24 protein-coding genes and 1 tRNA gene are annotated in these 24,984 nt (G+C 54.9%); 20 read left to right on the top strand and 5 right to left on the bottom strand.

All coding sequences use genetic code 11. The features are described 5' to 3' along the window. The first annotated feature begins 6 nt into the window (after nt 1-6). Genes QZ305_RS03045 through xpt form a run of 5 tightly spaced genes read left to right on the top strand, consistent with a single transcriptional unit; the run spans nt 7 to nt 5,084 of the window. Entirely contained in the window at nt 7-588 is a 582-nt protein-coding gene (locus tag QZ305_RS03045; protein ID WP_294730014.1) for a potassium-transporting ATPase subunit C, read from the top strand. A gap of 54 nt (nt 589-642) precedes the next feature. Continuing rightward, entirely contained in the window at nt 643-3,285 is a 2,643-nt protein-coding gene (locus QZ305_RS03040) for a sensor histidine kinase KdpD (protein ID WP_294730013.1), read from the top strand. Next, nucleotides 3,254-3,952 (top strand): response regulator transcription factor, encoded by a 699-nt coding sequence (locus QZ305_RS03035; protein WP_294730011.1) that lies wholly within the window; start codon nt 3,254-3,256, stop codon nt 3,950-3,952. Before QZ305_RS03040 ends, QZ305_RS03035 begins: the two co-directional genes overlap by 32 nt. 1 nt (nt 3,953) lies before the next feature. After that, nucleotides 3,954-4,451: a pyridoxamine 5'-phosphate oxidase family protein gene (locus QZ305_RS03030; protein WP_294730010.1), complete on the top strand. Its 498-nt coding sequence runs from the start codon at nt 3,954-3,956 to the stop codon at nt 4,449-4,451. 33 nt (nt 4,452-4,484) lie between these two features. Continuing rightward, on the top strand, nt 4,485-5,084 hold the full coding sequence (gene xpt / locus QZ305_RS03025; RefSeq protein WP_294730009.1) for a xanthine phosphoribosyltransferase: 600 nt from the start codon (nt 4,485-4,487) through the stop codon (nt 5,082-5,084). A gap of 197 nt (nt 5,085-5,281) precedes the next feature. Here xpt and QZ305_RS03020 read toward each other — a convergent pair whose 3' ends face one another. After that, nucleotides 5,282-5,890 carry a histidine phosphatase family protein gene (locus tag QZ305_RS03020; RefSeq protein WP_294730008.1) on the bottom strand — a complete coding sequence of 203 codons (609 nt, stop codon included), beginning with the start codon at nt 5,888-5,890 and terminating at the stop codon, nt 5,282-5,284. 282 nt (nt 5,891-6,172) lie between these two features. Between QZ305_RS03020 and QZ305_RS03015 the strand changes: the two genes are divergently transcribed. The 4 genes from QZ305_RS03015 (at nt 6,173) to QZ305_RS03000 (ending at nt 12,600) form a co-directional block, all read left to right on the top strand. Then, complete coding sequence (locus QZ305_RS03015; protein WP_294730007.1) at nt 6,173-6,745, top strand: helix-turn-helix domain-containing protein; 573 nt, start codon at nt 6,173-6,175, stop codon at nt 6,743-6,745. A gap of 224 nt (nt 6,746-6,969) precedes the next feature. Further along, complete coding sequence (locus QZ305_RS03010) at nt 6,970-8,937, top strand: TerB N-terminal domain-containing protein (protein WP_294730006.1); 1,968 nt, start codon at nt 6,970-6,972, stop codon at nt 8,935-8,937. After that, nucleotides 8,930-10,258, top strand: a complete 1,329-nt coding sequence (locus tag QZ305_RS03005) for an ATP-binding protein (protein ID WP_294730005.1) — start codon at nt 8,930-8,932, stop codon at nt 10,256-10,258. The genes QZ305_RS03010 and QZ305_RS03005 overlap by 8 nt, the downstream gene beginning before the upstream one ends. Further along, nucleotides 10,255-12,600, top strand: a complete 2,346-nt coding sequence (locus QZ305_RS03000; protein WP_294730004.1) for a DEAD/DEAH box helicase — start codon at nt 10,255-10,257, stop codon at nt 12,598-12,600. The genes QZ305_RS03005 and QZ305_RS03000 overlap by 4 nt, the downstream gene beginning before the upstream one ends. A 254-nt stretch (nt 12,601-12,854) precedes the next feature. Here QZ305_RS03000 and QZ305_RS02995 read toward each other — a convergent pair whose 3' ends face one another. Together QZ305_RS02995 and QZ305_RS02990 are read right to left on the bottom strand one after the other, a co-directional pair. Continuing rightward, nucleotides 12,855-13,451 (bottom strand): hypothetical protein, encoded by a 597-nt coding sequence (locus QZ305_RS02995; RefSeq protein ID WP_294730003.1) that lies wholly within the window; start codon nt 13,449-13,451, stop codon nt 12,855-12,857. 108 nt (nt 13,452-13,559) lie between these two features. Continuing rightward, nucleotides 13,560-13,644: transfer RNA gene (locus QZ305_RS02990), tRNA-Leu, on the bottom strand. 243 nt (nt 13,645-13,887) lie between these two features. Here QZ305_RS02990 and QZ305_RS02985 point away from each other — a divergent pair. From QZ305_RS02985 to lgt, 9 genes are all read left to right on the top strand, one after another. After that, nucleotides 13,888-14,226 (top strand): hypothetical protein, encoded by a 339-nt coding sequence (locus QZ305_RS02985; RefSeq protein WP_294730002.1) that lies wholly within the window; start codon nt 13,888-13,890, stop codon nt 14,224-14,226. Continuing rightward, on the top strand, nt 14,223-14,486 hold the full coding sequence (locus tag QZ305_RS02980; RefSeq protein ID WP_294730001.1) for a hypothetical protein: 264 nt from the start codon (nt 14,223-14,225) through the stop codon (nt 14,484-14,486). The genes QZ305_RS02985 and QZ305_RS02980 overlap by 4 nt, the downstream gene beginning before the upstream one ends. A 191-nt stretch (nt 14,487-14,677) precedes the next feature. Continuing rightward, on the top strand, nt 14,678-15,055 hold the full coding sequence (locus tag QZ305_RS02975; RefSeq protein ID WP_294730000.1) for a GntR family transcriptional regulator: 378 nt from the start codon (nt 14,678-14,680) through the stop codon (nt 15,053-15,055). Next, entirely contained in the window at nt 15,052-15,939 is an 888-nt protein-coding gene (locus QZ305_RS02970) for an ABC transporter ATP-binding protein (RefSeq protein WP_294729999.1), read from the top strand. The genes QZ305_RS02975 and QZ305_RS02970 overlap by 4 nt, the downstream gene beginning before the upstream one ends. A 16-nt stretch (nt 15,940-15,955) precedes the next feature. Next, complete coding sequence (locus tag QZ305_RS02965) at nt 15,956-16,576, top strand: ABC-2 transporter permease (protein ID WP_294729998.1); 621 nt, start codon at nt 15,956-15,958, stop codon at nt 16,574-16,576. Between the two features lie 235 nt (nt 16,577-16,811). After that, on the top strand, nt 16,812-17,069 hold the full coding sequence (locus tag QZ305_RS02960) for a hypothetical protein (protein ID WP_294729997.1): 258 nt from the start codon (nt 16,812-16,814) through the stop codon (nt 17,067-17,069). A gap of 92 nt (nt 17,070-17,161) precedes the next feature. Then, complete coding sequence (locus tag QZ305_RS02955) at nt 17,162-17,842, top strand: AzlC family ABC transporter permease (protein ID WP_294729996.1); 681 nt, start codon at nt 17,162-17,164, stop codon at nt 17,840-17,842. Continuing rightward, complete coding sequence (locus QZ305_RS02950) at nt 17,839-18,138, top strand: AzlD domain-containing protein (protein WP_294729995.1); 300 nt, start codon at nt 17,839-17,841, stop codon at nt 18,136-18,138. Before QZ305_RS02955 ends, QZ305_RS02950 begins: the two co-directional genes overlap by 4 nt. A gap of 85 nt (nt 18,139-18,223) precedes the next feature. Then, nucleotides 18,224-18,997 (top strand): prolipoprotein diacylglyceryl transferase, encoded by a 774-nt coding sequence (gene lgt, locus QZ305_RS02945; protein WP_294729994.1) that lies wholly within the window; start codon nt 18,224-18,226, stop codon nt 18,995-18,997. A 126-nt stretch (nt 18,998-19,123) separates the two neighbouring features. Here lgt and QZ305_RS02940 read toward each other — a convergent pair whose 3' ends face one another. Continuing rightward, nucleotides 19,124-20,110 carry an MATE family efflux transporter gene (locus tag QZ305_RS02940; RefSeq protein ID WP_294730065.1) on the bottom strand — a complete coding sequence of 329 codons (987 nt, stop codon included), beginning with the start codon at nt 20,108-20,110 and terminating at the stop codon, nt 19,124-19,126. Nucleotide 20,111: 1 nt separating this feature from the next. Then, nucleotides 20,112-20,492, bottom strand: coding sequence for an MATE family efflux transporter (locus tag QZ305_RS02935; RefSeq protein ID WP_294729993.1), 381 nt, complete (start codon nt 20,490-20,492; stop codon nt 20,112-20,114). Nucleotides 20,493-20,720: 228 nt separating this feature from the next. Between QZ305_RS02935 and QZ305_RS02930 the strand changes: the two genes are divergently transcribed. Together QZ305_RS02930 and QZ305_RS02925 are read left to right on the top strand one after the other, a co-directional pair. Further along, on the top strand, nt 20,721-21,743 hold the full coding sequence (locus QZ305_RS02930) for an aldo/keto reductase (RefSeq protein WP_294729992.1): 1,023 nt from the start codon (nt 20,721-20,723) through the stop codon (nt 21,741-21,743). Between the two features lie 938 nt (nt 21,744-22,681). Further along, the gene (locus tag QZ305_RS02925) at nt 22,682-24,610 is read left to right on the top strand and encodes a hypothetical protein (RefSeq protein ID WP_294729991.1); all 1,929 of its coding nucleotides are present in this window, start codon (nt 22,682-22,684) and stop codon (nt 24,608-24,610) included. Nucleotides 24,611-24,984 lie beyond the last annotated feature (374 nt).

The following is a 24,984-nucleotide window of genomic DNA, read 5'->3' as shown; positions in this document are numbered from 1 at the left end:
TGTACAATGAAACAGCATGCAAGACAGGCTGCGGACAGCCTGAAGTTTCTGGCTCTGTGTCTGGTGGTCTGCGGGGGACTGTACTCTTTCGCGGTACTGGGCATCAGCCGGCTGTGCTTTCCGGTGCAGGCGGATGGCTCCATGACAGAGACCGCTGCGGGTCAGGTCAGCACCCTGGCGGGAACCGCTGACCGGTCGGCAGGTCATCTCTGGGGGCGCCTGCAGAAGCTGCAGACAGCGCAGAAGGAAGATGGCACCTGGTATGTGGTGGGTGTTCCCGCCAGCCATGATGTGCAGGATCCGGCATATCAGGCAGCCAGGGACGCCGAAATCCGGAAGGTGCAGGCAGCCAGTCCGGAGGCCGAAGGGGATGTTCCCGATGAACTGGTGACCTGGTCCGCTTCCGGCTGCGATCCGGATCTTTCCCTGGATGCAGCTTTGTGGCAGGTCCCACGGCTGGCCCGGGAAACGGGACTTGACGAAACCCGGGTGGAGGAAATCATCCGGGCGGCGCAGAATCCCGGGATGCTTGCAGCCCCTACAGTGAATGTGCTGCGGGTCAACATGGCGCTGGACCAGGCGCGGTAACGAACAGAGCTCTGCTGTCTCAGGATGGCAGAGCTCTTGTGATAGGATGAAATTATGGCTGAAGTGCACAGAAACACACCGGACCCCGCCACCCGACGGGGCCGGCTGAAGATCTTTTTCGGGTATGCCGCCGGCACCGGGAAAACCTGGGCCATGCTGGAGGCGGGAAAAGCCGCGGCGGACAAAGGCGCGGATGTGGTGATCGGGTATCTGGAACCCCATGACCGGCCGGAGACCGCAGCGAAAGCCCGGGGTCTGGAACAGGTGGACTGCAAAGTTCTGGACTACCGGGGACTCCGGCTGCGGGAAATGGACACCGATGCGGTGATTGCCAGAGCCCCGCGGATTGCCCTGGTGGATGAACTGGCCCACACCAATGCCACGGGCTGCCGCCATACCCGGCGGTACCGGGACATTCAGGAACTGCTGGTTCACGGAATTGATGTGTATACCACCCTGAACGTACAGCATCTGGAAAGTCTCAACGACCAGGTGGCAGCGATCACCGGGATCCTGGTGCAGGAGCGCATTCCGGATGATGTATTTGACATGGCGGATGAAATCGAGCTCATTGACATCGAAGTGACGGAACTGCTGGACCGCCTGCGGGAAGGGAAGATCTATCACGCAGATCAGGCCGGTCTGGCGGCAAAGAACTTCTTCACCCGGGACAATCTGCTGGCCCTGCGGGAAATCGCCATGCGGCGCTGCGCTGACCGCCTCAACCGGATCGCCCCGGAAACCCACGCCCGGGATCACGTGCTGGTGTGTCTGTCTCCGTCTCCCTCCAATGCCCGGATCATCCGGTCAGCCGCCAGGATGGCATTCGCCTTTGATGCGCGGTTTTCCGCTTTGTACATTCAGACCGGCGCGGATCAGGACATGGAAGAGGAAGACAGCGCCCGGCTTCAGGAAAACCTGCGGCTGGCCAACCGGCTGGGGGCTTCCATTGAATCTGCCTGGGGATCGGATGTGGCTGCGGAAATCGGCGCCTTTGCCCGGCAGACCCATGTGACGAAAATCGTCATTGGCCGCCGGGGGCGGAAAAGCGCCTTCGGTCCGGCGTCCTTTGCCCAGAAACTGGCAGCCAGCGCTCCGGAATCGGAAATTTTCATCATCCCGGATCCGGAAAGCGCCAGGTCACGGAAGAAGAATCCTTCCTGGATCCACCGGGTTTTCGGGACCGGACAGGATGCCGCCGGTCTGATCCTGCAGCTGCTGGTGACAGCCGGGGCCTTTGCTGTGGCACTGGCAGCCAGAAAGCTGGGATTTTCCCAGCCCAACATCATGGCCATTTTCATCTTTGCCAGCCTCATCGGGGCCCTGTGCGCCCGGAAGATGTGGCAGGCGGTGCTGACCTGGTTTCTGTGCATCCTGCTGTTCGGATACCGGTTCACCAGTCCCGTGCTGTCTCTGGTGATGTTTGACAAGGGGTACCTGGTGGCCTTCGCGGCCATGCTGGTGATCTCCCTGGTGGTCAGCCGCCAGGCCATCCGGCTGCGCCAGCAGGCCCGGGCCTCCAGCGCCGCGGCAGCCCAGAGCGCCCTGCTCTATGAAGCCAGCCAGAGTCTGCAGGCGCTGGAAGAAGACGAAGAAATCTGTACCTACATCACCCGGCGGATCGCAGAGTATCTGGGACGCAGTGTGGTGTTCTATCAGAACAAAGCCGGTTCTCTGGGCAAGCCGGTGTATTCCGGGCATACAGATCCCTTTCTTGGAACCCGGGAACAGGCAGTGGCGCTCTGGACGCTGAAAAACAACCGGCGGGCCGGGGCCTCCACCGACACCCTGAGCGCCGCCCGGGGGCTGTATCTGGCTGTGCGGCACCGGCACAACATCTTCGGTGTCCTGGGCATCGACCTGGAGGGCAGTGGGCTGAGCACCCCGGAAAATGTGGTGGTGCTGTCCCTGCTGGGACAGGCAGCCCTGGCGCTGGAAAACAATGAAAACGCCAGACAGAAGGAACGGGAAGCCCTGCACGCCCAGCACCAGCAGATGAAGACCTCGCTGCTTCGCTCCATCTCCCATGACCTGCGGACACCGCTGACCACCATCAGCGCCAGTGCAGATCTGCTCACCCGGTCTTCCTGCACACCGCAGCAGCAGCACAAACTGGCTGCAGCCATCAGCCAGGACGCCCGCTGGCTCCGGGACACGGTGGAAAACCTGCTGTCCCTGACCCGGCTGGATGACGAGACCCTCCGGCTGAACCGCCAGTATCTGGAGGTGGAGGAAGCCGTGGAACAGGCACTGTTTCACACCGCAGCCCAACGCCGCCAGCATCCGGTGGAGGTGGACGTGGCGCCGGATTGTGCCGGATCCTTTGACGGCCAGCTGCTGGTGCAGATGTTCGTGAATCTCATTGGCAACACCGTGGCCCACACGCCGAAGGGAACCACGCTGCGGATACAGGGGACAAGGGACCAGGACCGGGTGATTCTGGATGTCTGCGACAACGGCCCGGGGGTATGTCAGCAGGTCCGGGAGCATCTCTTTGAGCCTTTTGTCCCGAAATCCTCTACAATATCGGACAGTTACAGAAGCATGGGACTGGGACTGTCGCTGGTGCACAGCATTGTCCTGGCCCATCAGGGAAGCATTGAATACAGGGACGGACACCCCGGCGCCTGTTTCCATATCGAGCTGCCCTGTTCAGGAGAGACGGATGAAACCATTGATACTGAGTGTGGAAGATGACCTGCAGATGACAAGCCTGCTGCGGACGATGTTCGAAATCTCGGACTATCCGCTGATCCAGGCCAAAACCGCGAAGGAAGCACTGACGCGGTTTTTAAGCGACAAACCGGATCTGGTGGTGCTGGACCTGGGTCTGCCGGATGCGGACGGACTGGAGGTGATCCGGAAAATCCGGAGCTTTTCCCAGGCACCGATCCTGGTGCTGTCCGCCCGCAGCGAACCCGCAGACAAGATCCAGGCCCTGGACCTGGGAGCCGACGACTACCTGGCCAAACCGTTTTCCGTGGACGAACTGCTGGCCCGCATCCGGGTGATCTGCCGGCGGCTGGACCAGACAGGGACACTGCCGGAAGCGGCGGTTTTCCGAAACGGCGGCCTGGAAATCCGGTATGATGAACAGGAAGTCCGTCTGGACGGCCAGCTGCTGCATCTGACTCCCATGGAGTACAGAATCCTCGTGCTGTTTTCCCGGAACCTGGGAAAAGTGCTCACCCGCAACTATCTCACCACCCAGATCTGGAACAGCACCTGGAACTCCGACATGACCAACCTGCGGGTGTACATGACAATGCTGCGCAAAAAGCTGAATCACAGGTTCATCGAAACGAGCTTTGGTGTAGGATACAAAATGGTGCGGGAATCGGCAGATACCGCACAGGAGGCATAACATGTTCAGAGACATGAGACGAAAGAAACAGGCCCTGAGCCGGCAGGAAGCCGATGAAATCCTGGACCGGCAGACTCATGGCGTGCTGGCGCTGGCTGAAGAGGGAGACTATCCCTATGCAGTCCCGCTGAGTTATGTCCGCAGCGGCAGCACGCTGTACTTTCACTGTGCAAAAACCGGTCACAAGCTGGACTGTATCCGGTCCAATCCAAAGGCCTCTTTCTGTGTTGTGGACCAGGACCAGGTGCTGCCCTCCCGCTATACCACAGCCTTTCGCAGTGTCATTGCCTTCGGGACTGTGGAAATCATGGAAGATGAAGCCCAAAAGCGGGAAGCCATTGAGCTGCTCGCCCGAAAGTATGCCCCGGATGATGACCAGGAAAACCGCAGGCGGTACATTGAGCGGGACTGGAAACCGCTGTGCATGCTGAAAATGCATATAGAGCACATCACCGCCAAGGAAGCCATTGAGCTTGTCCGGCAGAAAACCTGCATCTGACTGTACACTGAAGAAAAAGAAAGAGGAAACAGGATGGAACTGCTGAAACGCGTCATCGAGGAAAAAGGAACGGTGCTCTCGGATCAGGTGCTGAAAACCGATTCGTTTCTCAACCACGCCATTGATCCCCGGCTGATGGATGCCATTGGCGCAGACTTTGCCCGGCATTTTGCGGATCAGGGCATTACGAAGGTGATCACCATTGAAAGTGGCGGCATTGCCCCGGCATATTCCGCTGCCCTGCATCTGGGGGTTCCCCTGGTGTTTGTGAAAAAAGCGCATCCGGTTACCATGACCAGTCCTTTGACCGCCAGGGTTCATTCCTTCACGAAAAACCGGGAATATGAACTGTGTGTGGAGCAGAGTCTGATCGATCCGGGAGACCGGCTGCTGTTCATAGACGATTTTCTTGCCAATGGGGATGCCTTCAAGGGTATCTGCTCGCTGGCGGATCAGGCACAGGCATCCCTGGCCGGGGCCGGGATCTGCGTGGAGAAAGCCTGGCAGAATGGTCATGCCCTGATCACCGGTCTGGGTATACCGCTGTATGTCCTGGCTTCCATTCAGTCCATGTCACAGGATGATGGCATTATGTGGGCGAGCCCAGTCAGTGATGCGATCAGTCGCGGCTGATCGCATCACACACTAAGCTGCTGCTTTAAGCGTATATGGAAACAGGACCTGTTGTGTGTGACAGGTCTCAGCCAGTCTGCTGCACAACCTGCAGTTGTTCAGCAAACCCGCTGAGTTTATGCGGTTATGCATACAACCGAAAACAGGACTTATCGCTGCATGTCTTTTTCCGGGGCAGCGGGTTCAATGACCAGATTTCAGCTGGTCATTGAACTGGCTGCTGCTCCCTGATAATTGGGGTTGCAGACGTCCAGCAGCGTGAAGGACTGGGCATCCGTATCATATTCGAAAACCAGAACTGCACAGTTATACAGCTTTCCGGGAATCAGAGCCTTGTCATCCGGGAACCAGTGTTTCTGGAAGTTCCGGATGGCGCCGCCGTGAGAAACAGCCAGGGCATTCTGCACATCACTGCGGTTCATGATTTCCGTCAGAGTTTCATTCATGCGGTCAATGAGTTCCTGCCGTCCTTCGCCTCCATTGGCCTGAAAGAAGGCGTCATATTCCTCCAGCGGAGGATTCAGATACTCCGGCTCTCCGTCCAGCTTTCCAAAGTTCCATTCCTTCAGGCCTTTTTTCCGTTCATAAGGCAGGGAAGTGACCAGTTCCAGCGTGTCACTGGCCCTTTCCGATGTGGAACAGAAGGCGTGATCAATGTCAAAATCCAGCCGGTCAATCCAGGCAGCCGCATGTTTTGCCTGCTGGATGCCCAGAGGCGTCAGCGGAGAATCCACCCAGCCCTGGATCCGTTTTCGCTGGTTGAACACGGTCTCACCATGGCGCATCAGTACGAGTTTTTTCTTCATTCTCTGTCCTTTCTTTCCGGCCCGGTAAACCATCCGGGCGCTTTTGGTTACCGTATCATGGTTCATTGCACAAAACCAGAACAGAATGTGAGATTCAGATTCCTGGACAAATACCCGCGTGTTCTGACACAAGAACAGAAAGATGGACCGAAACGTGCATGTCAAAGAGCTTTGACACAGGATTTCTGGTCATGACAATGGAATTTGCTATATGCTTCTGACAGTCGCCTGACACAATGGGTCCAGGTCACGGACCACCGGCAGGCAGTAAAGGAGCAGAAGATGGAAATTGCCGCGCAGATCAGAAAGCACCGCACAGAATCCGGATTATCCCAGAAGGATCTCGCAGAGAAAGTCTATGTCACCCGCCAGACTGTTTCCAACTGGGAGAACGGGAAGAGCTATCCGGACATTCAGTCACTGCTGCTTCTCAGCCAGCTCTTCGGCGTATCCGGGGACCAGCTGATCAAAGGAGACCTGGAAACCATGAAAAAAGAAATCAGTCAGAAAGCAGTGGACAGCTTCAACCGGGAAGCCCGGATCTTTACCATTCTGATGGCTGTCAGCGTACTGGCCTTCGTGCCGCTGCTGTTGTGGAACTACGGCTGGGGGCTGGCCATCTGGGCAGTCCTGTATGCCTGCACCATGTGGTATGCCCTGCGCGTGGAGAAACTGAAAAAGAACAGCGACATTCACACCTACAAGGAAGTGGTGGCTTACAGTGAAGGGCGCAGCCTGGACGAGCTGGAACGGGCGGAAGAGCGGGGAAAACGCCCCTATCAGACCGTGATCAAATTCCTGGCAGGAGCCGGCGTGGGAGCGCTGCTGGGCGCCATTGTCTGGCTGTTTCTGTAGAAGACTGACGGAGAGTACAGATTTTGAATGAGTCGAAAAGCCGGATGCAGCATCCGGCTTTTCCTGACGCTGCCGGCAACCGAAACTGGCAGGCAGCAGAGAAAATATGACAGATTCATCACCCCTGACAGACGGACGCAAGTTTGGTATTTCAATCCCGGGCAGTTGACAGTAAAATAACCATACATGAACAGCGGGAACAAGGTGTGGAAGGAGAAGCGGGAATGAATCTGCGGGATCTGACAGAGTATGCATCCAGTCAGCATGGCATCAGGGAAGAATGCAGATGGTCGGACCGTCCCGGCCTCTCGGTTCTCTGTCATCCCCGGTCAGAAAAGTGGCTGGCTGTCCTGATCCGCCAGTGGAATGAGGCAGCCGGTGAAATGCGGGAAATCTGTGAGCTGCGGGCAGATCCGAAAATTCTGGGCAGCCCGCACCCTGCCTGGATCCGGCGTCCGGTGAGAATGAGCGGCCCAAACTGGATCGCCATTGTGATGACAGACCAGACAGATGCAGCTTACGTTTTCCGGCTGCTGGATCAGGCGGTTCAGACCATGGATGCCGGATACACCTTTTCCCTGGCCGGCTCTGCCTGTACCAGCTCCTCTTTTCAGTACCAGGAAACCCCGCTGGTGTTCGCGGATACACCGGTTTCCGCCGGGACAGCCAGTCCCGGACCGGCTCCAGACAGCATTCCCGCCCGGCTGATCCGGATGATGGATCTGTATGACTATCAGGACCGGCAGCCCGGGCACAGAGCCCGGAATTTTCTCCGGCAGGCCCGGTTCATGGCGGATTTCCGGGACAGCCAGCCCTGGGACGGCCATGTCCGGAGCATGTTCCCTGTCTACCATGATTTGAATCTGCGACTTCTTCGGGGCTATTTCACCTGGCGAACGGCTGTCCGCCAGGGCCAGTGGCCCCGGATGGATGCCTCCGTGGCTGTGATCTATGTCTACGAGCTGCTGAACCTCGTGGGTGTCAGGACTCCGGAAGAGGCACTGGAGAAGCTCCGGGAATTCGAACAGAAATATGTCCTGACAGAACAGGGCACACCGGAGCTGCAGCGCAGTCTGCGCCGGTGGATCTGCGGTTTTGCCATCCTGCATCATCTGGATCCCGCTGTGGTCCGGGAATGCAGCCACCCGGAAACCATGAAGCGGGATGATGCCCTGTCAGTTCTGAAGAAACCGGCTGATTATGCAGACCGGGATGTGTTTGAGGCCTTATGCACGTTCGGGCCAAAGAAGATGTCCGACAGCATTCTGGCCCGGGAAGAAACTGGGCAGGGCATTCATCTGATGGCCCGCATCTGGTGCGGTCTGGCTTCTGCCGGAGAAAACGGCGGAGAATTCACCGCCTGTTTCGGGCAGCAGAAGCGGTCCGGCTGGTATCCGCTTTCCAACGCCGTCTGGCTGGATCCGGAACCTGCCCTGGAAACAGTGTATGTCCTCAGCACTGTCCGGTCCTGGCAGAAACAGGGAGGGAACTGGTATGAGTGGCGCCATGAATCGCTGTATTTTGACCAGAAGCGCCTGCATATCCTGCTGCGGACCGCAGACCGGCTCATCCGGGAACAGCTGAACCTGCGGGGAAAACTCAAACCCCGCCCGGAGGAATCCTGGGCAGAACCGGTCATCCGGCAGGCTTTGGAACAGGAACAGATCCGCCAGCGGCAGCGGCAGCAGGAAGCCGCAAAAGCAGCCATCCGCATCGACTTCTCCAGTCTGGAACGCATACGGCAGGATGCAGCCCTGACCCGGGACAGCCTGCTCACGGAAGAGGAAACAGCCCGGGAAATGCCGGCGGAAAACCCGGGAAAGGCGGCAGAAACGCCCTTGCCTGCTGGTGAATCCGCACCTGCCGGAAAGCCGCAGGAGGAAGCTTTGTCTGCTGAAGCACCCGGTGCGGCGACTGCCCCGGCGGACATCGGCAGACAGAACCCGCTGCCGCAGCTGGATGCGGTGCATATGGAGATTCTGAAAGCCCTGCTGGAAGACGATGCAGCCAGGGTGCAGACTCTGCTGCAGACCGGCTTTCTCATGCCGGCTGTGGTCACCGATGCCATCAACGAGGCGCTGTTTGACGGGATCGGCGACAATGCGCTGGAATGTGACGGAAACCGCATACTGCTGGCCGAAGACTATATTGAGGATGTGAGGTCCATCCTGGGAGGAGACAAAGATGCCTGAAAACAGAAAAGTGCCCCGGCGGATTGCCAGGACCGTGCTGAATTCCCTGAAAGGCGGTGTGGTGCCACGGATCGGTCTGCCGTATGTGACTGTGGGGCGGAAAAATGAAATCCAGGCGCTGCTGCATGATGTGGACATCATTTCGGAGGGAGGCGCATCGTTCCGTTTCATTGTGGGGCGGTACGGGTCAGGGAAGAGTTTTCTGATTCAGACCATCCGGAACTATGTCATGGACAGAGGATTCATCGTGGCGGATGCGGATCTCTCGCCGGAGCGCCGGCTGCAGGGGACCAGAGGTCAGGGATTGGCCACGTACCGGGAACTGATCGGCAATCTCTCCACGAAGACCAGACCCGAGGGCGGCGCTCTGACCCTGGTGCTGGACCGGTGGATCAGCACGGTGCAGATGCAGGCGGCTCAGGAAAGCGGTCTGATGCCCGGAGACCCCGGGCTGACCAAAGCGGTGGACCGGAAGATTTTCGAGGTGACAGCGCAGCTGTCCGAGCTGGTGCACGGATTTGAATTCGCCACGCTGCTGTCCCGCTACTATCATGCCTATGTGCAGGGGGATGACCAGACAAAGATGAAAGTCATCCGCTGGTTCCGGGGCGAATACAGTCTGAAGCGGGAGGCGAAGGAAGAGCTGGGGGTGAACATCATCATCACGGATGATGACTGGTATGACTATCTGAAGCTCTTTGCGGTGTTCTTCCGGCTGGCGGGCTATGCGGGGATGATGATCATGATCGATGAACTGGTGAATATCTACAAGATTCCCAACAGCATCACCCGGCAGTACAACTACGAGAAGATGCTGACGATGTACAACGACACGCTGCAGGGCAAAGCCCGGTATCTGGGGATCATCATGGGTGCCACACCCCAGGCGGTGGAAGACCGGCGCCGCGGGGTGTACAGCTATGAGGCGCTGCGGTCCCGGCTGGCGGAAGGGAAGTTCTCCCGGCCCGGAACCCGGGATCTGCTGGCACCGGTGATCCGGCTGGATCCGCTGAATGCAGAGGAAATGCTGGTGCTGTGCGGGAAGCTGGCTGCCATGCATGCGGATCTCTATGACTATGAAAAACAGGTGTCGGATGAGAATCTGGCGGTGTTCGTGCAGCTGGAATTCAGCCGGATCGGGGCAGATGCCAATATTACGCCCCGGGAAGTGATCCGGGATTTCATCGAACTGCTGGATCTGCTGTATCAGAATCCGGAGCTGGATATCCGGAGTCTGCTGGAATCGGAGGACTTTTCCTATGCGAAGTCGGAAGCGGTGTCTGATCAGAAGACAGATGCCTATGCGGAGTTCACCCTGTGAATGCCTTTTCCCGCTATGCGCCGTTTATCCAGGACTACATTTATGAATCCGGATGGCATTCCCTGCGCGGGGTGCAGAATGCGGCAGCCGATGCGATTTTCCATACCGATGACAACGTGCTGCTGACGGCGTCCACGGCTTCGGGGAAAACCGAAGCGGCGTTTTTCCCGATTCTGACGCTGCTGGACGAAGATCCTTCCCGGAGTGTGGGGGTTTTGTACATCGCGCCGCTGAAGGCGCTGATCAATGACCAGTTTGGCCGGCTGAATGAGTTGTGTGACCGGGCCGGGATCCGGGTATCCCGGTGGCATGGAGATGTGGCGCAGTCTCAGAAACGCCGCCTGCTGCGCAAGCCCTCCGGCGTGCTGCAGATCACGCCGGAGTCCCTGGAATCGCTGATGATCAACAAGCATATGGAGATTCCCTCTCTGTTCGGGGATCTGCGGTTTGTGGTCATTGACGAGATTCATTCCCTGCTCCGGGGCGACAGGGGGCTGCAGACATTCTGTCTCATCCAGCGCCTCTGTGCCCTGGCGGGCTGTTCTCCCCGGCGGATCGGGCTGTCAGCCACGATCGGTGATCCCCGGCTGGCGGGGAAGTTTCTGTCGGCGGGCAGCGGCCGGGGCTGCGTGATTCCGTCCTTTGAGGCAGGCAGGGAAGTCTGGCGGCTGAGCATGGAGCATTTCTTCAATGATGGTCCCCAGGCGGATGCGGGAAAGCTGAAGGCCGGGGTGCCGGTCCTGGCGCAGAATGAGGCAGCCACGGATCATGCTCCGGCTCAGGCGGATCCCGGACTGGGATACATTTTCGAGCACACGCGCGGGCGCAAGTGCCTGGTGTTCACGAACTCCCGGGAGGAATGCGAGTCTGTGTGCCAGTATCTGCGGCAGTACTGTGAGCAGCGAAAGGAACCGGACCGGTTTCTGATTCACCATGGCAACCTCTCGGTCTCCTACAGACAGAGCGCCGAGGAGGAAATGAAGGATGATGATTCCCTGATGTCGGTCTGCGCCACCTCCACCCTGGAGCTGGGCATTGACATCGGGCGGCTGGAGCGGGCATTCCAGATCGATGCGCCTTTTACCGTTTCCGGGTTTCTGCAGCGCATGGGCCGGACCGGCAGGCGGGGGGAACCGTCTCAGATGTGGTTTGTGATGCGGGAAGACCGCCCGGAGTCCCGGGCGATGCTGCCGGAGATCATGCCCTGGTACCTGGTGCAGGGAATCGCCCTGATCCAGCTGTATGTGGAGGACCGGTTTGTGGAGCCGCCCCGCATGGACCGCCTGCCGTACAGCCTGCTGTATCACCAGACCATGAGCACCCTGGCCTCCTGCGGGGAGATGACCCCTGCCGAGCTGGCCAGCCGGGTGCTGCCCCTGGCGTGCTTTCACCGGATCACCCAGGAAGACTACCGGATTCTGCTGCGGCATCTGATTGAAATCGACCACATTGCGCAGACGGAAAACGGCGGGCTGATCGTGGGCCTGACCGGGGAGCGGATCACGAACAGCTACAAGTTCTATGCGGTGTTTCAGGAAAACGTGGAGTATGCCGTGCGGTCCGAAAGCGAAGAACTGGGGACCATCTGCAAACCGCCTCCGGTGGGAGACAAGATCGCCATTGCAGGACGGGTGTGGCTGGTGGAAGAAGTGGATCACCGGAAGCGGGAGGTATACTGCCGCCATGTCAAGGGGCACATCCCGGCGTATTTCGGTGACTGCGCCGGGGACATTCACACCCGGATCCTGGAGCGCATGTACAAAGTGCTGGGTGAACAGACCCATTATCCCTATCTGATGAAGCACGCCGCTGCCCGGCTGGAGGAAGCCAGGGAGAATTTCCGGAAATCCGGCATGCTGCAGCATCCCCTGGTGCACCTGGGCGGCAATATGTGGGTGCTGTTTCCCTGGCTGGGATCCTATGCCTTTCTGGCGCTGGAACGGTTTCTGAAAATCCGCTGCGGCCAGCGGCTGGGCCTGAAGGGACTGAGTCCCACCAGACCGTACTACATCACCTTCACGATTTCCGTGAGCGAGGCGGAGTTCTATGAAATCACGGCGGAAGAAGCCAGGAAGGAATTCGATCCGCTGGAGCTTGTGTATCCCGGAGAAGTGCCGGTGTTCGAGAAGTACGACGAATATGTACCCGAGGAACTGGTGAAAAAAGGCTTCGCGCTGGGGGTCCTGGATCTGGCCGGCATGAAGGAGCGGGTCCTGAGCTGGCAAACGGTGTATGGAAAGAACAGCGCGGGGTACCTGGAGGAGAACAGCCGGAGGATGCTGAAGAAAGACGCAGATACAAATCAAAGCAATGATGTTTGTGCCAATGGCGGTTCCCGCTGACAGGGCATGACAGAAAAAGAAGCGGACAGCTGCCGGTTTCAGGAACAGGGGCTGTCCGCTTTGGTTTTACAGGAGATTTCCAAACTGCGAAAAAAAGCGATGCAGCCGGATTCAGGTTGGAGCAGGGCGCGATATGGCATCCCTGGATGGGGAACAGAAAAGTTTCTTTCTGCCCCTGGCATGCCATTCTGCAAGGTCATCACGCTGCATGCAGAGAAACATGAAAGATCACGATATGCTGAAGCAGCTTTTCATCATGACGATTCTGCCCTCAGATCACCGATCACCTTTCCGAAAGTGTTCAATGTAGTAGATTTATATAGAGGACAAAGTTCCTTCAGCACCGGGAAATCAAGATTCATGAATTCTTCCTGATCAATACGCAAGTCTTCGAACAGCATATACTTCAACTCTCTCTTTGAGCGGACCGGCTTCAATAAGCAGAGCTTGTTACACAAGGCTTTTTCAGGAGAAGCCATGGCAAAAGTCCGGTTTCCTGCTTTTTGCAATCTGATTTCAAAAGGAAATGCCTGCACAGGGATGTCCTGGTAAGTAAAAACTCCCATCTTGTTTTTGTATGTTTTGCGCTTCCGGAGGCCGGAAGAGGCACTGGTACAGGTATAAACAGCTTCCGGAATCAGGCCATAATAGGACAACGCATAGTCGAACGAAAGACAGGAAGGGGAGCATACAGCCCCGGCATTTACATAGCCGGGAGTATCCGGATCGGTCTCATAGAGATTTTTTGTCAACCGGATAATTTCATTTTTATCTGCCATTCTTTTGATTTTCATTTCCGGAGCTCTATAACTGGAAAGATCATCTTTTAGCATCGAACAGGTTTTCAGCATGTTTCCTCCTATTACTAACGTAATAAGTTAGTTAGAAGAGAAAATCTACCATTCGCAAGAGCGAATACAAAAAAACAGCACTTTTCAGTGCTGAATTCATGTTCAAGATGGTGGGGTCGATGCGACTCGAACGCACACGAGTTGCCTCACTACCGCCTGAAGATAGCGTGTCTGCCAATTCCACCACGACCCCATAATTGTTGCTGCAGTCGCTGACTGCCTGTTTATAGTACCAAAGGTATCATCCCGAATCAATGACTTTTGAAGAAAAAATGAAGATCCGAGCCAGAACCGGGTCGAACCGGCTCGAATACCATCTGCTGTGAATTCTTCGCATATCCGGCCTCCAGAGTGCCATGGGAACCGGCCTGCTGAAAGTCTGGTACAGTGAAACGGGCAGAACTCTCTGTTCTGACCAGGGAAAGAAGGTGGCGGAATGGAGAGCCGCAAAGAACAGACAGGTCTGCAGTTCGAATTTGACAAGCGGGGCTGCCGCAAACTGATGCAGAAACATGCCTCTCTTCAGGACTCTGTCCGACAGACAATCAGCCGCCAGGCAGAGAATGACTTTTTCAAAACCAAGTATGCAACCCGGAACAAATGGAAAGGCCTGCCGGTGCTGGAGTGCCGGGTGAATGATCCTGCAGCCGGTGCAGTCCGGGCAGCTTTCACCAGACAGGGAAATGAAATCCAGGTCGTGTATCTGACCCGCACGCTGCTGAAGAAAGACTTCACCCAGGAACTGGAGTCATTCCTGAAAGGAGCCTGGGCATGAAACGGATCCCGCTGCGGCAGGCACAGGTAAAATGGCTTGCAGCTCTGCGGCGGCCAGAGCTGGAGTCCATCACACTGTGGACCTTCAAAAAAGACCGCTGGGTGAAACTGGAGAGGGAAGGGGACAGCCTGCTCCTGACAGAATCCGGTTTTCAGAATACCCGCCAGGAACTCACTGCAGCCGGTGCAAAAAAACAGATGAAGGAAGCCTTCGCCAGGGAATTCCCCAGAAGCACGCAGCTTTACATCCAGGAAACCTGAATCACAGACGCTCTCCGGCATCAGACGGGGAGCTTTTTTGTATTCCGGATCAGGACCCCGGCATCTGCACCGGAAGCCCTGCCTTCCATCGGCCGGAAAACAGTGCTGTATACTGTTATATGCTGTTTACAACTGATAGCAACTGTTATATACTGTTTTTGCGACAGGAAGGAACCTGTCAGGAGGATGGCATGGATATTCAGATTTCACACTCATCCATGGAACCGATTTATGAACAGATCGCCAGCCAGATCAGGCTCCGGATCCGGGAGGGGTCGCTGAAATCCGGGGATCCGCTTCCCTCGGTGCGGGGATTTGCCCGGGATTACCGGGTGTCGGCACTGACTGTGAAGAAAGCCTATGACTTGCTGGAGGAGGAAGGTTTCGTGCATACGGTTCACGGAAAGGGAACGTATGTGGCGGAGATTTCGACGAATACCGTGCAGGAGGAACTGCAGAAGCAGCTGGAGACGCAGTTTCTGCAGGCGCTGGAAAAAGCCCGGCGGATGAAGATGACAGATGAAGAAATCCTGGAACTGGTCAGGATGCTTATGGAGGAATACAGATGACAAGTCAAGTACAGACCGGAGAGGACCTGGTTGTCTGCAGGGGATTGCAGAAGCAGTTTCCAGGTTTTGAACTGAATGTCTCTTTGCGGGTACCGGCGGATACCATTGTCGGGCTGGTGGGACTCAACGGGTCAGGGAAGACCACGCTGTTCCGGCTGCTGACGGGGCTGATCCGGGCAGATGGCGGTTCGGCGCAGGTGTTGGAGGCAGAAATTGACGGGCTTCCGGTGTCAAGGAAGGAAGAAATCGGCGTGGTGATGGCCGATGCGGGATTTCCGGGGATGTTCACGGTGAAGGAAGTGCGGAAATGTCTGGGTGCATTTTACGAAGCGTTCGATCCGGGGTTCTTCGATGAATTGGTGAAACGGTTCGGCATTCCGGCCGGGAAAAAGCTGGATTCCTTTTCCACGGGCATGAAAGCCCGGATGAAACTCATTGCGGCGATCAGCCACCATCCCCGGCTTCTGCTGCTGGATGAACCGACTTCGGGTCTGGATGTCTCCGCCCGAAATGAAATCCTGGACATTCTCCGGGAGTACATGGAAACACCGGGGAGGGCGATCATGATCAGTTCCCATATCGCATCGGATCTGGAACATCTCTGTGATTCCTTTTCCCTGATTTCCCGGGGAGAGATCGTCCTGGAGAAGGACATGGATGCACTGCGGGATGAGTTTGGCGTTCTGCACATACCTGCCAGCCGGGTGCAGGATGTGGATCTGGAAGGCGTTCTGTGCCGGCGTCGGGAAAAAGACGGTTCACTGTCGGTTCTGGTGAGCGACAGACAGTATTACGCTGACAACTATCCCTGGCTGGTCCAGGAACGGGGAAGTCTCGATGAAGCGCTGCTGATGTTTCAGAGGCCGGATGGAGAGTTTGAGTAAAGAGGGGTTATGTATCATGAAAGGATTGCTAACATATGATGGCTGCTGGCTGTTTTCACAGAAACAGCTGCTGATGATTCTGGCCGGCCTGATGGTTCTGTATGCGGTGATTGACTTGCAGAATGCGGGTCTGTTTCTGTCGGTGATCGTGCTGATGATTCTGATCCGCAGCATTGAATGGAATTTTCAGAACAGTACAGCCCGGTGGCTGTTCACGCTGCCTTTTACCCGCCGGCAGTTCGTTCTGGAGAAATATCTGTTTGTGACCGGGACCTCGCTGCTGTTTTCTGTTGTGAGTTTTCTGTTTTACGCTGCCCTGCATCCGGATGCCTTTACGGATCTGTTCAGCCTGTGGATCGGGACCCTGGTGTATATCCTGGTGTTTTCCGCAATCCTGATCCCGGTTACGATCCGGCTGAAGGCCAACCGGAATCTGTGGATCCTGATTTTCATGTTTGCCATGGCGGGGCTGCTGGGGGCTTTCGTGGAACAGCTGCAGACCGGGCTGGTTGCTGCGGTTGTGTGGATCCAGGGGCATCTGATGCTGACGGTGACCATCGCTTTGCTGACAACAGTGATCCTGTTCGGTTTGTCGGTGATGATCAGCCTCAGGCTTATGGAGAAGGAAGAGCTGTAGGAGATCCGGCCAGATTCGCAAAGGCAGAGCCATGAGATTCTGCCCCCCTTTGCGCAAGGCTGAAGGATGCTGCCGAAGGGCAGGGTGAACAAAACCTGCTGTATGGATGGCCGGTATTCATGTACGTTCATACAGTTCAGGAAAAATATACGATATTTCTGGAGATGTAATCCCTTCCATATATATTTACTCCGGTATACAATGGAGTTGCATCACAGAAGGGACTTGATAGTTGATGAAAGAATACCTGAACGCCGTACTGATCAATAAATCCGCTGCAACGTATGGAGAGCAGCCGGTCTACCGCATGGTATTTCAGACACCCAAGGGCATCTGCTCATTCCGGGTTGCCAGAGATGCCTACAATGCGGGCAGGATCGGAGAAAAAGGAACGCTGGTGTTTGCCGGCAACCGCATGGAGTCTTTTGGCACAATTCATAACAGCTGCAGTCAGACCGTGACCGAGCGGTCCTGGCTTCGTCTTCAGGCATAGAAACAGAACACACCGGGAAACCGGTGTGTTTGTGCGTAGTGAGCTCTGTCAAAGATTGCAGGCAGCCCCCGGATATTGGTAAACTCTGGGGTATGGGTCTGAAGGAATTCAAGAAAGGGCTGGTTCTGAGCATCCCGGTCATGACCGGCTATATACCAGTGGCAATCGCCTATGCAGCCACGGCTCTGTCCACAGGACTGACACCCTGGCAGACAATCGCCATGTCCCTGTTTGTGTACACCGGAGTCGGGCAGATGGCTGCCGTGGCCATGATTGGTCAGGGAGTTTCTCTGGCGGGGATCACCGCAGCGGTGTTCATCATGAATCTGCGGCATGTCATCATGAGTACTGTGGTCATGGAGCGGATGCGGCAAACACCGCTGGGGATCCGTGTGCTGCTGAGTCTGGGGATCACCGACGAAGTCTTTGCCCTGGAAACAGCGGACAGCAGCGCTTCCGGAAGCAGCAATGCTGCCTGTTTTGCGGGAATCGCTCTGGGTGCGTGGGGGTCCTGGGTCCTGGGAACATGTCTGGGCTGCGGAATTTCCACCATGATGCCCCCGAAACTGATGACGGCACTGTCCATTTCACTGTACGCCCTGTTCATCTCCATTCTCACCCCGCAGATCCGCCGGCACCTGCCGCTGATCACAGTGGTCCTGATTTCGGCGGCCATCAGTTCCCTGATCGGGTCCAGCCAGGGAATCATCATCGGTTCTCTGGCAGGGGCTGCTGCCGGTGTGTTCCTGGTGAAGGAGGAGGATCTGCCATGAACATGGGTCTGCTGATTGTGTGCCTGGCGCTCTCCACAGCCATTCCCCGCATCCTTCCGGCAGTTTTCATTTCCCGCATGCACTTTTCCCAAGCCGCCCGCAGATTTCTGCGGCTGCTGCCGGTTTCGGTTATGGCTGCGCTGATTTTTCCCGGTGTGGTGCAGGCAGCGCCCAGTACAGCCGCCTGTCTGCTGACCATCAGCCTGTCGGTGTTCTGCGGTCTGATGAACTGGCCGCCCATTGCAGCGGTGCTTTCCAGTGCCGGCGCCATCTGTCTGCTGCTGATCCTGACATAAAGCGGGATATAATGAACGATGCAGTACAACTGTGTACACCGGCTGCCGACAAGCCGGGATAAATGGAATTAGAACGGAGATCAACATGCATTTTGAACTGTTTCATCTGGGACCATTGACGGTGTATACCTACGGGTTCCTGATTGCGGTGGGAATTCTTGCCGCTTTCTTCGTGGCAGACAGGCGGGGCAAAACCATGGGTATGGATACCTCCAGGCTGGAAGCCATGACGCTGACGGTCTGCATTGCAGGATTTGCCTGCTCCAAACTGCTGTACATACTTACGCGTCTGCCGGACATCATCGCCGATCCGGGGATCCTGATGAATCTGGAAGATGGCTGGGTGGTCTATGGCGGCATTATCGGCGGTCTGCTGGGAGGGCTGTGGTACTGCCGGCGTCATCAGATGAATTTCATGGCCTGGTTCGACCTGCTGATTCCCGAAGTGGCTCTGGCACAGGGATTTGGCCGTCTGGGCTGCTTCTTTGCCGGCTGCTGCTATGGGGTGGAAGTCCCCTGGGGCATTGTGTTTCCGGAAAGGGGACTGGCACCGGCGGGTATTCCGCTGTTTCCCAGCCAGCTGATTTCTTCCGCCTTTGACTTCGGCATGTTTTTCTTTCTTTGCTGGATCGCGAAGAGAAAGAAGTTCAACGGGGAAGTGGGTGCCTGGTATCTGATCCTGTATTCTGTGGGCCGGTTCATCATCGAGTTCTTCCGGGGAGATCTGATTCGCGGGGCAGTGGGAACCTTGTCCACCAGTCAGTTCATTTCCATCTTCACACTGGCTGCCGGGATCATCATTCTGGTGGTAATGAAAAAAAGAACCGGCAAACCGGATTCTGCCGAACACAAGAGCTGAAGCTGAAGACTTCGGCTTTTTTGTTCTCATTTTTCTGCATCCGGTTCTGTTCCTGCGAAGAAAGAATAGAAGAAAGAAGAAAGGATACAGAAAACCCGCGACAGCATCATCGCGGGGAAAAGCGGTTCAATCAGCGGTTTTCAGCAGGTTCTGTTCAGCCGGCTGGCAGCTTGCGGATGTTCTCATTCTGAAAACATAGACAGTCACCAGCAGGATCGCTGCGCTGATCCAGGCAGAAACTTCGGCAGCCAGAACCCCGTCAAATCCGAACAGCTTCGGCAGCAGCATGATAAAGATGGTTCTGGCTGCGAATTCCAGGATCCCGGAGCACATGGGCCACACCGTATCGGACATGCTTTGCAGAGAACAGCGGTATACCCACAGGATGCCTAGGGGCACGAGCAGCCAGGAAAGGAATACAAGACAGTGGGTGGCGATGTCGATCACCTGCAGACTTTCTTCTCCCACCATAAGCTGGATCAGTCCTCTGCCACAGACAGCCATGAGCAGGCCGGTTCCCAGATTCATGGCAATGACCATCCAGTTGGTTTGCCGGACGCCCCGCCGGATCCGGTCATACTTTCCGGCGCCCAGGTTCTGCCCGACGAAGGTTCCGCAGGCCATGCCGAAGGTGCTGGAAATCTGTTCCAGAATCACAATGACCTTCTGTGCTGCAGAATATGCCGCCACATAGGCAGCGTCATAGGCGTTGATGGCAGCCGCCAGGAAAATCACGCCCACAGCGGTGATGGAATTCATGATGGCCACCGGCAGTGACAGCAGGAATGACTGTTTCAGAATCAGACCATTCCATATCCAGTCCTGTCTCTGCAGGCGGATCTGTTTCAGCCGCAGAAAGCACCACAGACAGTACAGGGCGCTGATACCCTGCGCGGTGACAGTGGCCAGGGCCGCGCCGGCTACACCCATGTGGAAGGATATGACAAAGAGAACATCCAGGATGGTGTTCACAATGAAGGCAATGATCATGGCAGTCAGCGGATTCCGGGAGTCACCAACTGCCCGGAGAATACCCGCCAGGAAGTTGTACGCCAGGGAAACCGGTATACCCCAGAAAATCAGCTGTATGTAGAGAACGGCATCTTCAAGGATCTCAAGATGTGTTCATCCAGACAAGCAGCCGGCGGACACCCAGGAGACTGACAATCATGATTACCACACCCACAGCCAGATTCAGAATCAGCGACATGGCGATGGACTGCCGCAGCCGCCGGAAATCACCGGCGCCAAAGGCCTGAGAAACCAGAATGGTTACACCCTGTGCCATCCCCAGGATAAATCCCAGCACGAGGAAGTTTACCGATCCGGTCACACCGACGCTGGCCAGGGCATTCATCCCGATGCCTCTGCCAACCACAACGGTATCCACCAGGTTGTAGAGCTGCTGGAGAATGTTGCCGGCGAGCAGCGGAAGGCCAAACAGAAAAATCTGTCCGGCACAGGAACCGCTTGTCATGTTTCGTGTCTGTGTCATGAAATCTCCCTTCCTTTCGAATTGCTTTCCATCTTAGCATGGCCATGCCGGATTGCAATGTCCTGGCAGGGTCAGGGGAAAACCATTTTTGCCGGAAGGAAGCGGACGGGGGTTGCCGGAACCGGATAGACGGTTCAATAAGAGTGAGTTACTGAAAAAACTGTAATTCTGTTTTTATTATTGTTTGCAGAGGCGTACTGTGGAGGATGAAAAGGAGACAGCAGACGCATGTACACAGCAAATCCTGACCGGTACAGCCGGATGGAATACAGGCGCTGCGGGAATTCCGGCTTGAAACTGCCGGTGATTTCCCTGGGTCTGTGGCAGAATTTCGGAGATACCGGCAAATACGAAACGATGCGGGAGATGATCCTGACGGCTTTTGACAATGGCATTACGCATTTTGATCTGGCCAACAACTATGGTCCGGAAAACGGAGCAGCGGAGAAAAACTTCGGACGGATTCTGAAGGAAGATCTGATGCCTTACAGGGACGAGCTGATCATCAGCACAAAAGCCGGTTATGACATGTGGCCGGGCCCTTATGGCAACTGGGGATCCCGGAAGTATCTGCTGGCGAGTCTGGATCAGTCACTGGAACGGATGGGAATTCCCTATGTGGACATTTTCTATCATCACAGAATGGACCCGGATACACCCCTGGAAGAAACCATGGGCGCCCTGGCACAGGCTGTACGCAGCGGCAAGGCACTGTATGCGGGACTGTCCAATTACGATGGAGAGACGCTGAAAAAAGCGACAGAGATCCTGAACAGGCTGGAAGTGCCTTTTGTGATCGACCAGAACCGGTATTCGATTCTGGACCGTTCGCCGGATGAAAACGGACTGCGGCAGGCAGGCATTGAAGAGGGCAAAGGCCTGATCACATTTTCTCCGCTGGCCAAAGGGCAGCTGACGGACCGGTATCTCAACGGGATCCCGGAAGACAGCCGCATCCGGACGGATGGCCGGTTCCTGCACGAGTCCGATCTGCCGGAAGAGAAGGTGGCTCTGCTTCGGGAACTGAATGAAGTGGCCAAGGCAAGAGGAGAGGACCTGTCGGTGATGGCATTGAAATGGATCCTGGACAAGGAGGGTGTCACCAGCGTTCTGATTGGTGCCAGCCGGGCCCAGCAGATCCTGAAGAATCTCCAGGTACTGGATTCCAGACCTCTGAGTCCGGAAGAGCTGGAAAAGATCGAAGTGATTGCTGACCAGATCAGAGAAATCGAGAAGAAGCACGCAGCCTGATAAAAACACCGAACTCACATACATGTCGATGAAAAGAGCCGCAGGAACCTGTGTAAGTCCTGCGGCTTGATTGTATTTGGCTGCTGTATGATATCTCCTGATATCAGCCCTAATGGTTTGTCTGTACGCTGGAATGTTTGCGATTGTACCTGGCTTCCAGCAAATGGCGACCGAACATTCAGCAGTTATAACCGGATCAACTTGTGATAATTGCAGCTATGCGTTGCGCTTTTTCCTATCGACCCGTTTCTCGTAAGCCTCTTCAAGAATAGCGGCGACCATTCGGGCAGCTGTAATGACGATTACTGTCAATACGTATGGAATTACAAAGTTTGGCATTTGCTTGTTCCTTTCTTTAGGATTATATAACGATTCTATAGTTCGATAACTGTAAAAGAGGTTTTTTCTTACCAACATGAACTAGAAGAGACTTGCCCATATGGCATTAACCAACATGCCCGTCAAAATGGCCAGAACACCTTGAATTCCATAACTGGCCCATCTGCCAATAAGAGACTTTTTGTTGTTCAACTTCTCAATTTCCGCGTGATTGCGTTTTTCCAATTCCTGTATCTTCAGAAATTGCAGATACAGAAGCGTATTAGTATCTATAAACTATATATTATTCCAGTTTTCGTTTTATTTTCATCTTCTTCCTGTGCCCGCCTCGAACAAATACTGTTTCTCCATTTGAAACGAGTACCGCTTCCGCAGGAGAGAATCCGCCACAGGCCGATTCTCTGTATTGATCAGAAACTGTTCTGATGGGTGAGTCAGAAAGCCCCTGCTGGTTATATTCGCCAGATTTCCGGAAATTTGCGGAAATGTTTTAAAATAAAGTTTCTGACAATGAATCTGGGTTTTACAGGTGTGAACCGGAATGATAGAAATGCAACTCAGAAATATGTTGCAGCTGTCTTGCTGGTGTTATAGTCTGATTGAAAAGAAAATCCAGATTAAAAATACTGGTTATGGTGGGAACTATGAAGTATTACAGAACAATGTGTCTCGGCCTGTTGTCCGGCTGCCTGATTGCAGCAGGATGTTCGCAAAAGAGGGAAGAATCCAATATTGAATCCGCGAATTCGGATAAAAGTACAGAAAGTACCGGAACAAACGCAGAGGGAATCGAATCTTATTTTCCAGCGGGTACAGCATCTGACAGCTGCAGCCAGGGCATTGTCAATCTCTCAAGTTTATGGAGAACAGACACAGACCTGTCAGTATATGCGAACCAGGAAGATGGTTCTCCGCAGACAGAGCAAAAGACAGGTGTATTGAAAAAAGATGCAGAGTTCAGAGTAACCCGAGTAGCGACGTTTCCGGTTGGTGATTCAGATCCTGACAGAGTTTATGGTCAACTGGCAGATGGACAGGGATGGACAGTGCTATACAACCGGCAGGAAGAAGACTCTCTGGCCACTTTGAAAGAAGGATCGAAATGGGCACAGAATATTCCGACTAAGCTTCGAGCGGAATCGAGGTTGCTGGTCAAACCTGACGGGTCCCCCGTGAAGGAAAAAACTACGACTGATCAGATCCTGACCAACCTGGAAACTGGAGCCGATGACACCATCTGGGCAAAAACGGATGATGGCTACTACAGATTGTATTCAGAGGATGGATCAGGTTTCTTCACTCCAATCGATGGGGTGGTTGAAGGCCAACCCAATGAAGATACATCACTATCACAGATTTATGCAGCACAGCTATTACAGGGAACATTTCAGAATTTCAACAAAGAACTTTGCTGGGGATATGTACTGTGTGATTTGGATGGAACTGGTCATCCGGAACTGCTGATCATCAATGGAGGACTGGAGTCTGATCAGACAGTTGGGGTTTATGGAGCGACTGATCAGCTTCTAAGTCACAAGGCAGACGGAACATTCACTGCTTCCAACAGTCTGCTCTATCAGGATGCTCAGCCAGGCCTGCTTCGATTCACAAACAGGAATGACCAAAAGACGGTCACCCGAATCAGTATGGAAAACGGAAAACTCAAAGAGAAGGAACTGGACAGTGGCGAAGTTTCAAAGCTGGATCTGCAAAAGCTGAATAAAGTGACCTTTGGGAACATCAACGACCAGAAGGGCCTGGAAGCGGTCAAAAATCTGACTCTGGGTGAAGTGTTCCCGAATCATGATTTCTCGGGCAATGGAAATGCTGAGTCAAAACCCGATGTGAAAGAAATGGAACCTTCTTCCAGAATCTGGGGCCTGCAGTACGACATGGTGATCCGTTCAGATCATGACAGGAAATCCGGCAAACTGGGAACAATGCCGGAAGGAAGTCAGATCACGATAACCCGTGAATATGACAATGGATCAGAAACCTGGGGATTGCTGGAGCAGGGGGGCTGGATCTGCCTGAAGGATGCTGATATGGTCTACGCAATTCCGGCTGATGAAAAAAGCCCAGTGAACGAATCACCGGTTGAAGATTCCTGGCGACAGATTTACCGGGAGACACTGACGACGATCGCATCGGATCCAAAATATGATTCTTACTCTGACTATGATCCTTCCTGGTATCTATGGTCAGATTCCGGCTATAACGTGCCGATGCTGGTTGTCAAAACCGGAATCTGCGAAGCTGATTACAAGCTTGAATTTTACATTGCCAGCGATGGAGAAGCGCAGAAAGTTGCTGAGACTTCCGCAGGTCATGCCACGTTTTATTCCACTGGCATGACCGGTCAGTTTGACCGGCTGATGGCGCATATGGGCGTTGAAGCCATTGACCGTTTGACTCTGTCCAATGGGAATCTGAGCAGCGAGCAGATTTCTTACCGTACCGATGTACTGGACTATCAGACACCTGCCGGGACACAATGGGATTTTCTCCCTATACATGCATTCCGGTAATTTCCGTTTATTCTGTACGTTTCAGAGAAAATGGTTAAAACCGCGTCAGTCATCCAAACTGAAACAGCCGCAGAGTGATGCTCTGCGGCTTGATTGCTTTATACAGTGATTCAGAATATGCAATCTGCCTGCACGTCTTATCCCAGGTCATACTGCGGCTGGATCATGGCAGATTTTCAAAGATTCGCTTGGCAGATATTGATTGTCTCAATTCTGTTTTCCGGCGTGTTTCCGGTTGTACCTGGCTTCCAGGACAAGGGCCAGTCCGCTGAGCAGGATAATAGCCATGGCTACAAGAATGATCAGAAAATCCAGTGTAGTGTTAGTGGTTAGATGAGTGTGTACATTTCTGGTGAAATAAGAGTTAACAGTTT

The organism is uncultured Faecalibaculum sp., assembly GCF_910588395.1.
Classification (GTDB): domain Bacteria; phylum Bacillota_I; class Bacilli_A; order Erysipelotrichales; family Erysipelotrichaceae; genus Faecalibaculum.
Note: the sequence above shows the minus strand (reverse complement) of the source record. Positions and strands in the feature narration are given on the sequence as shown.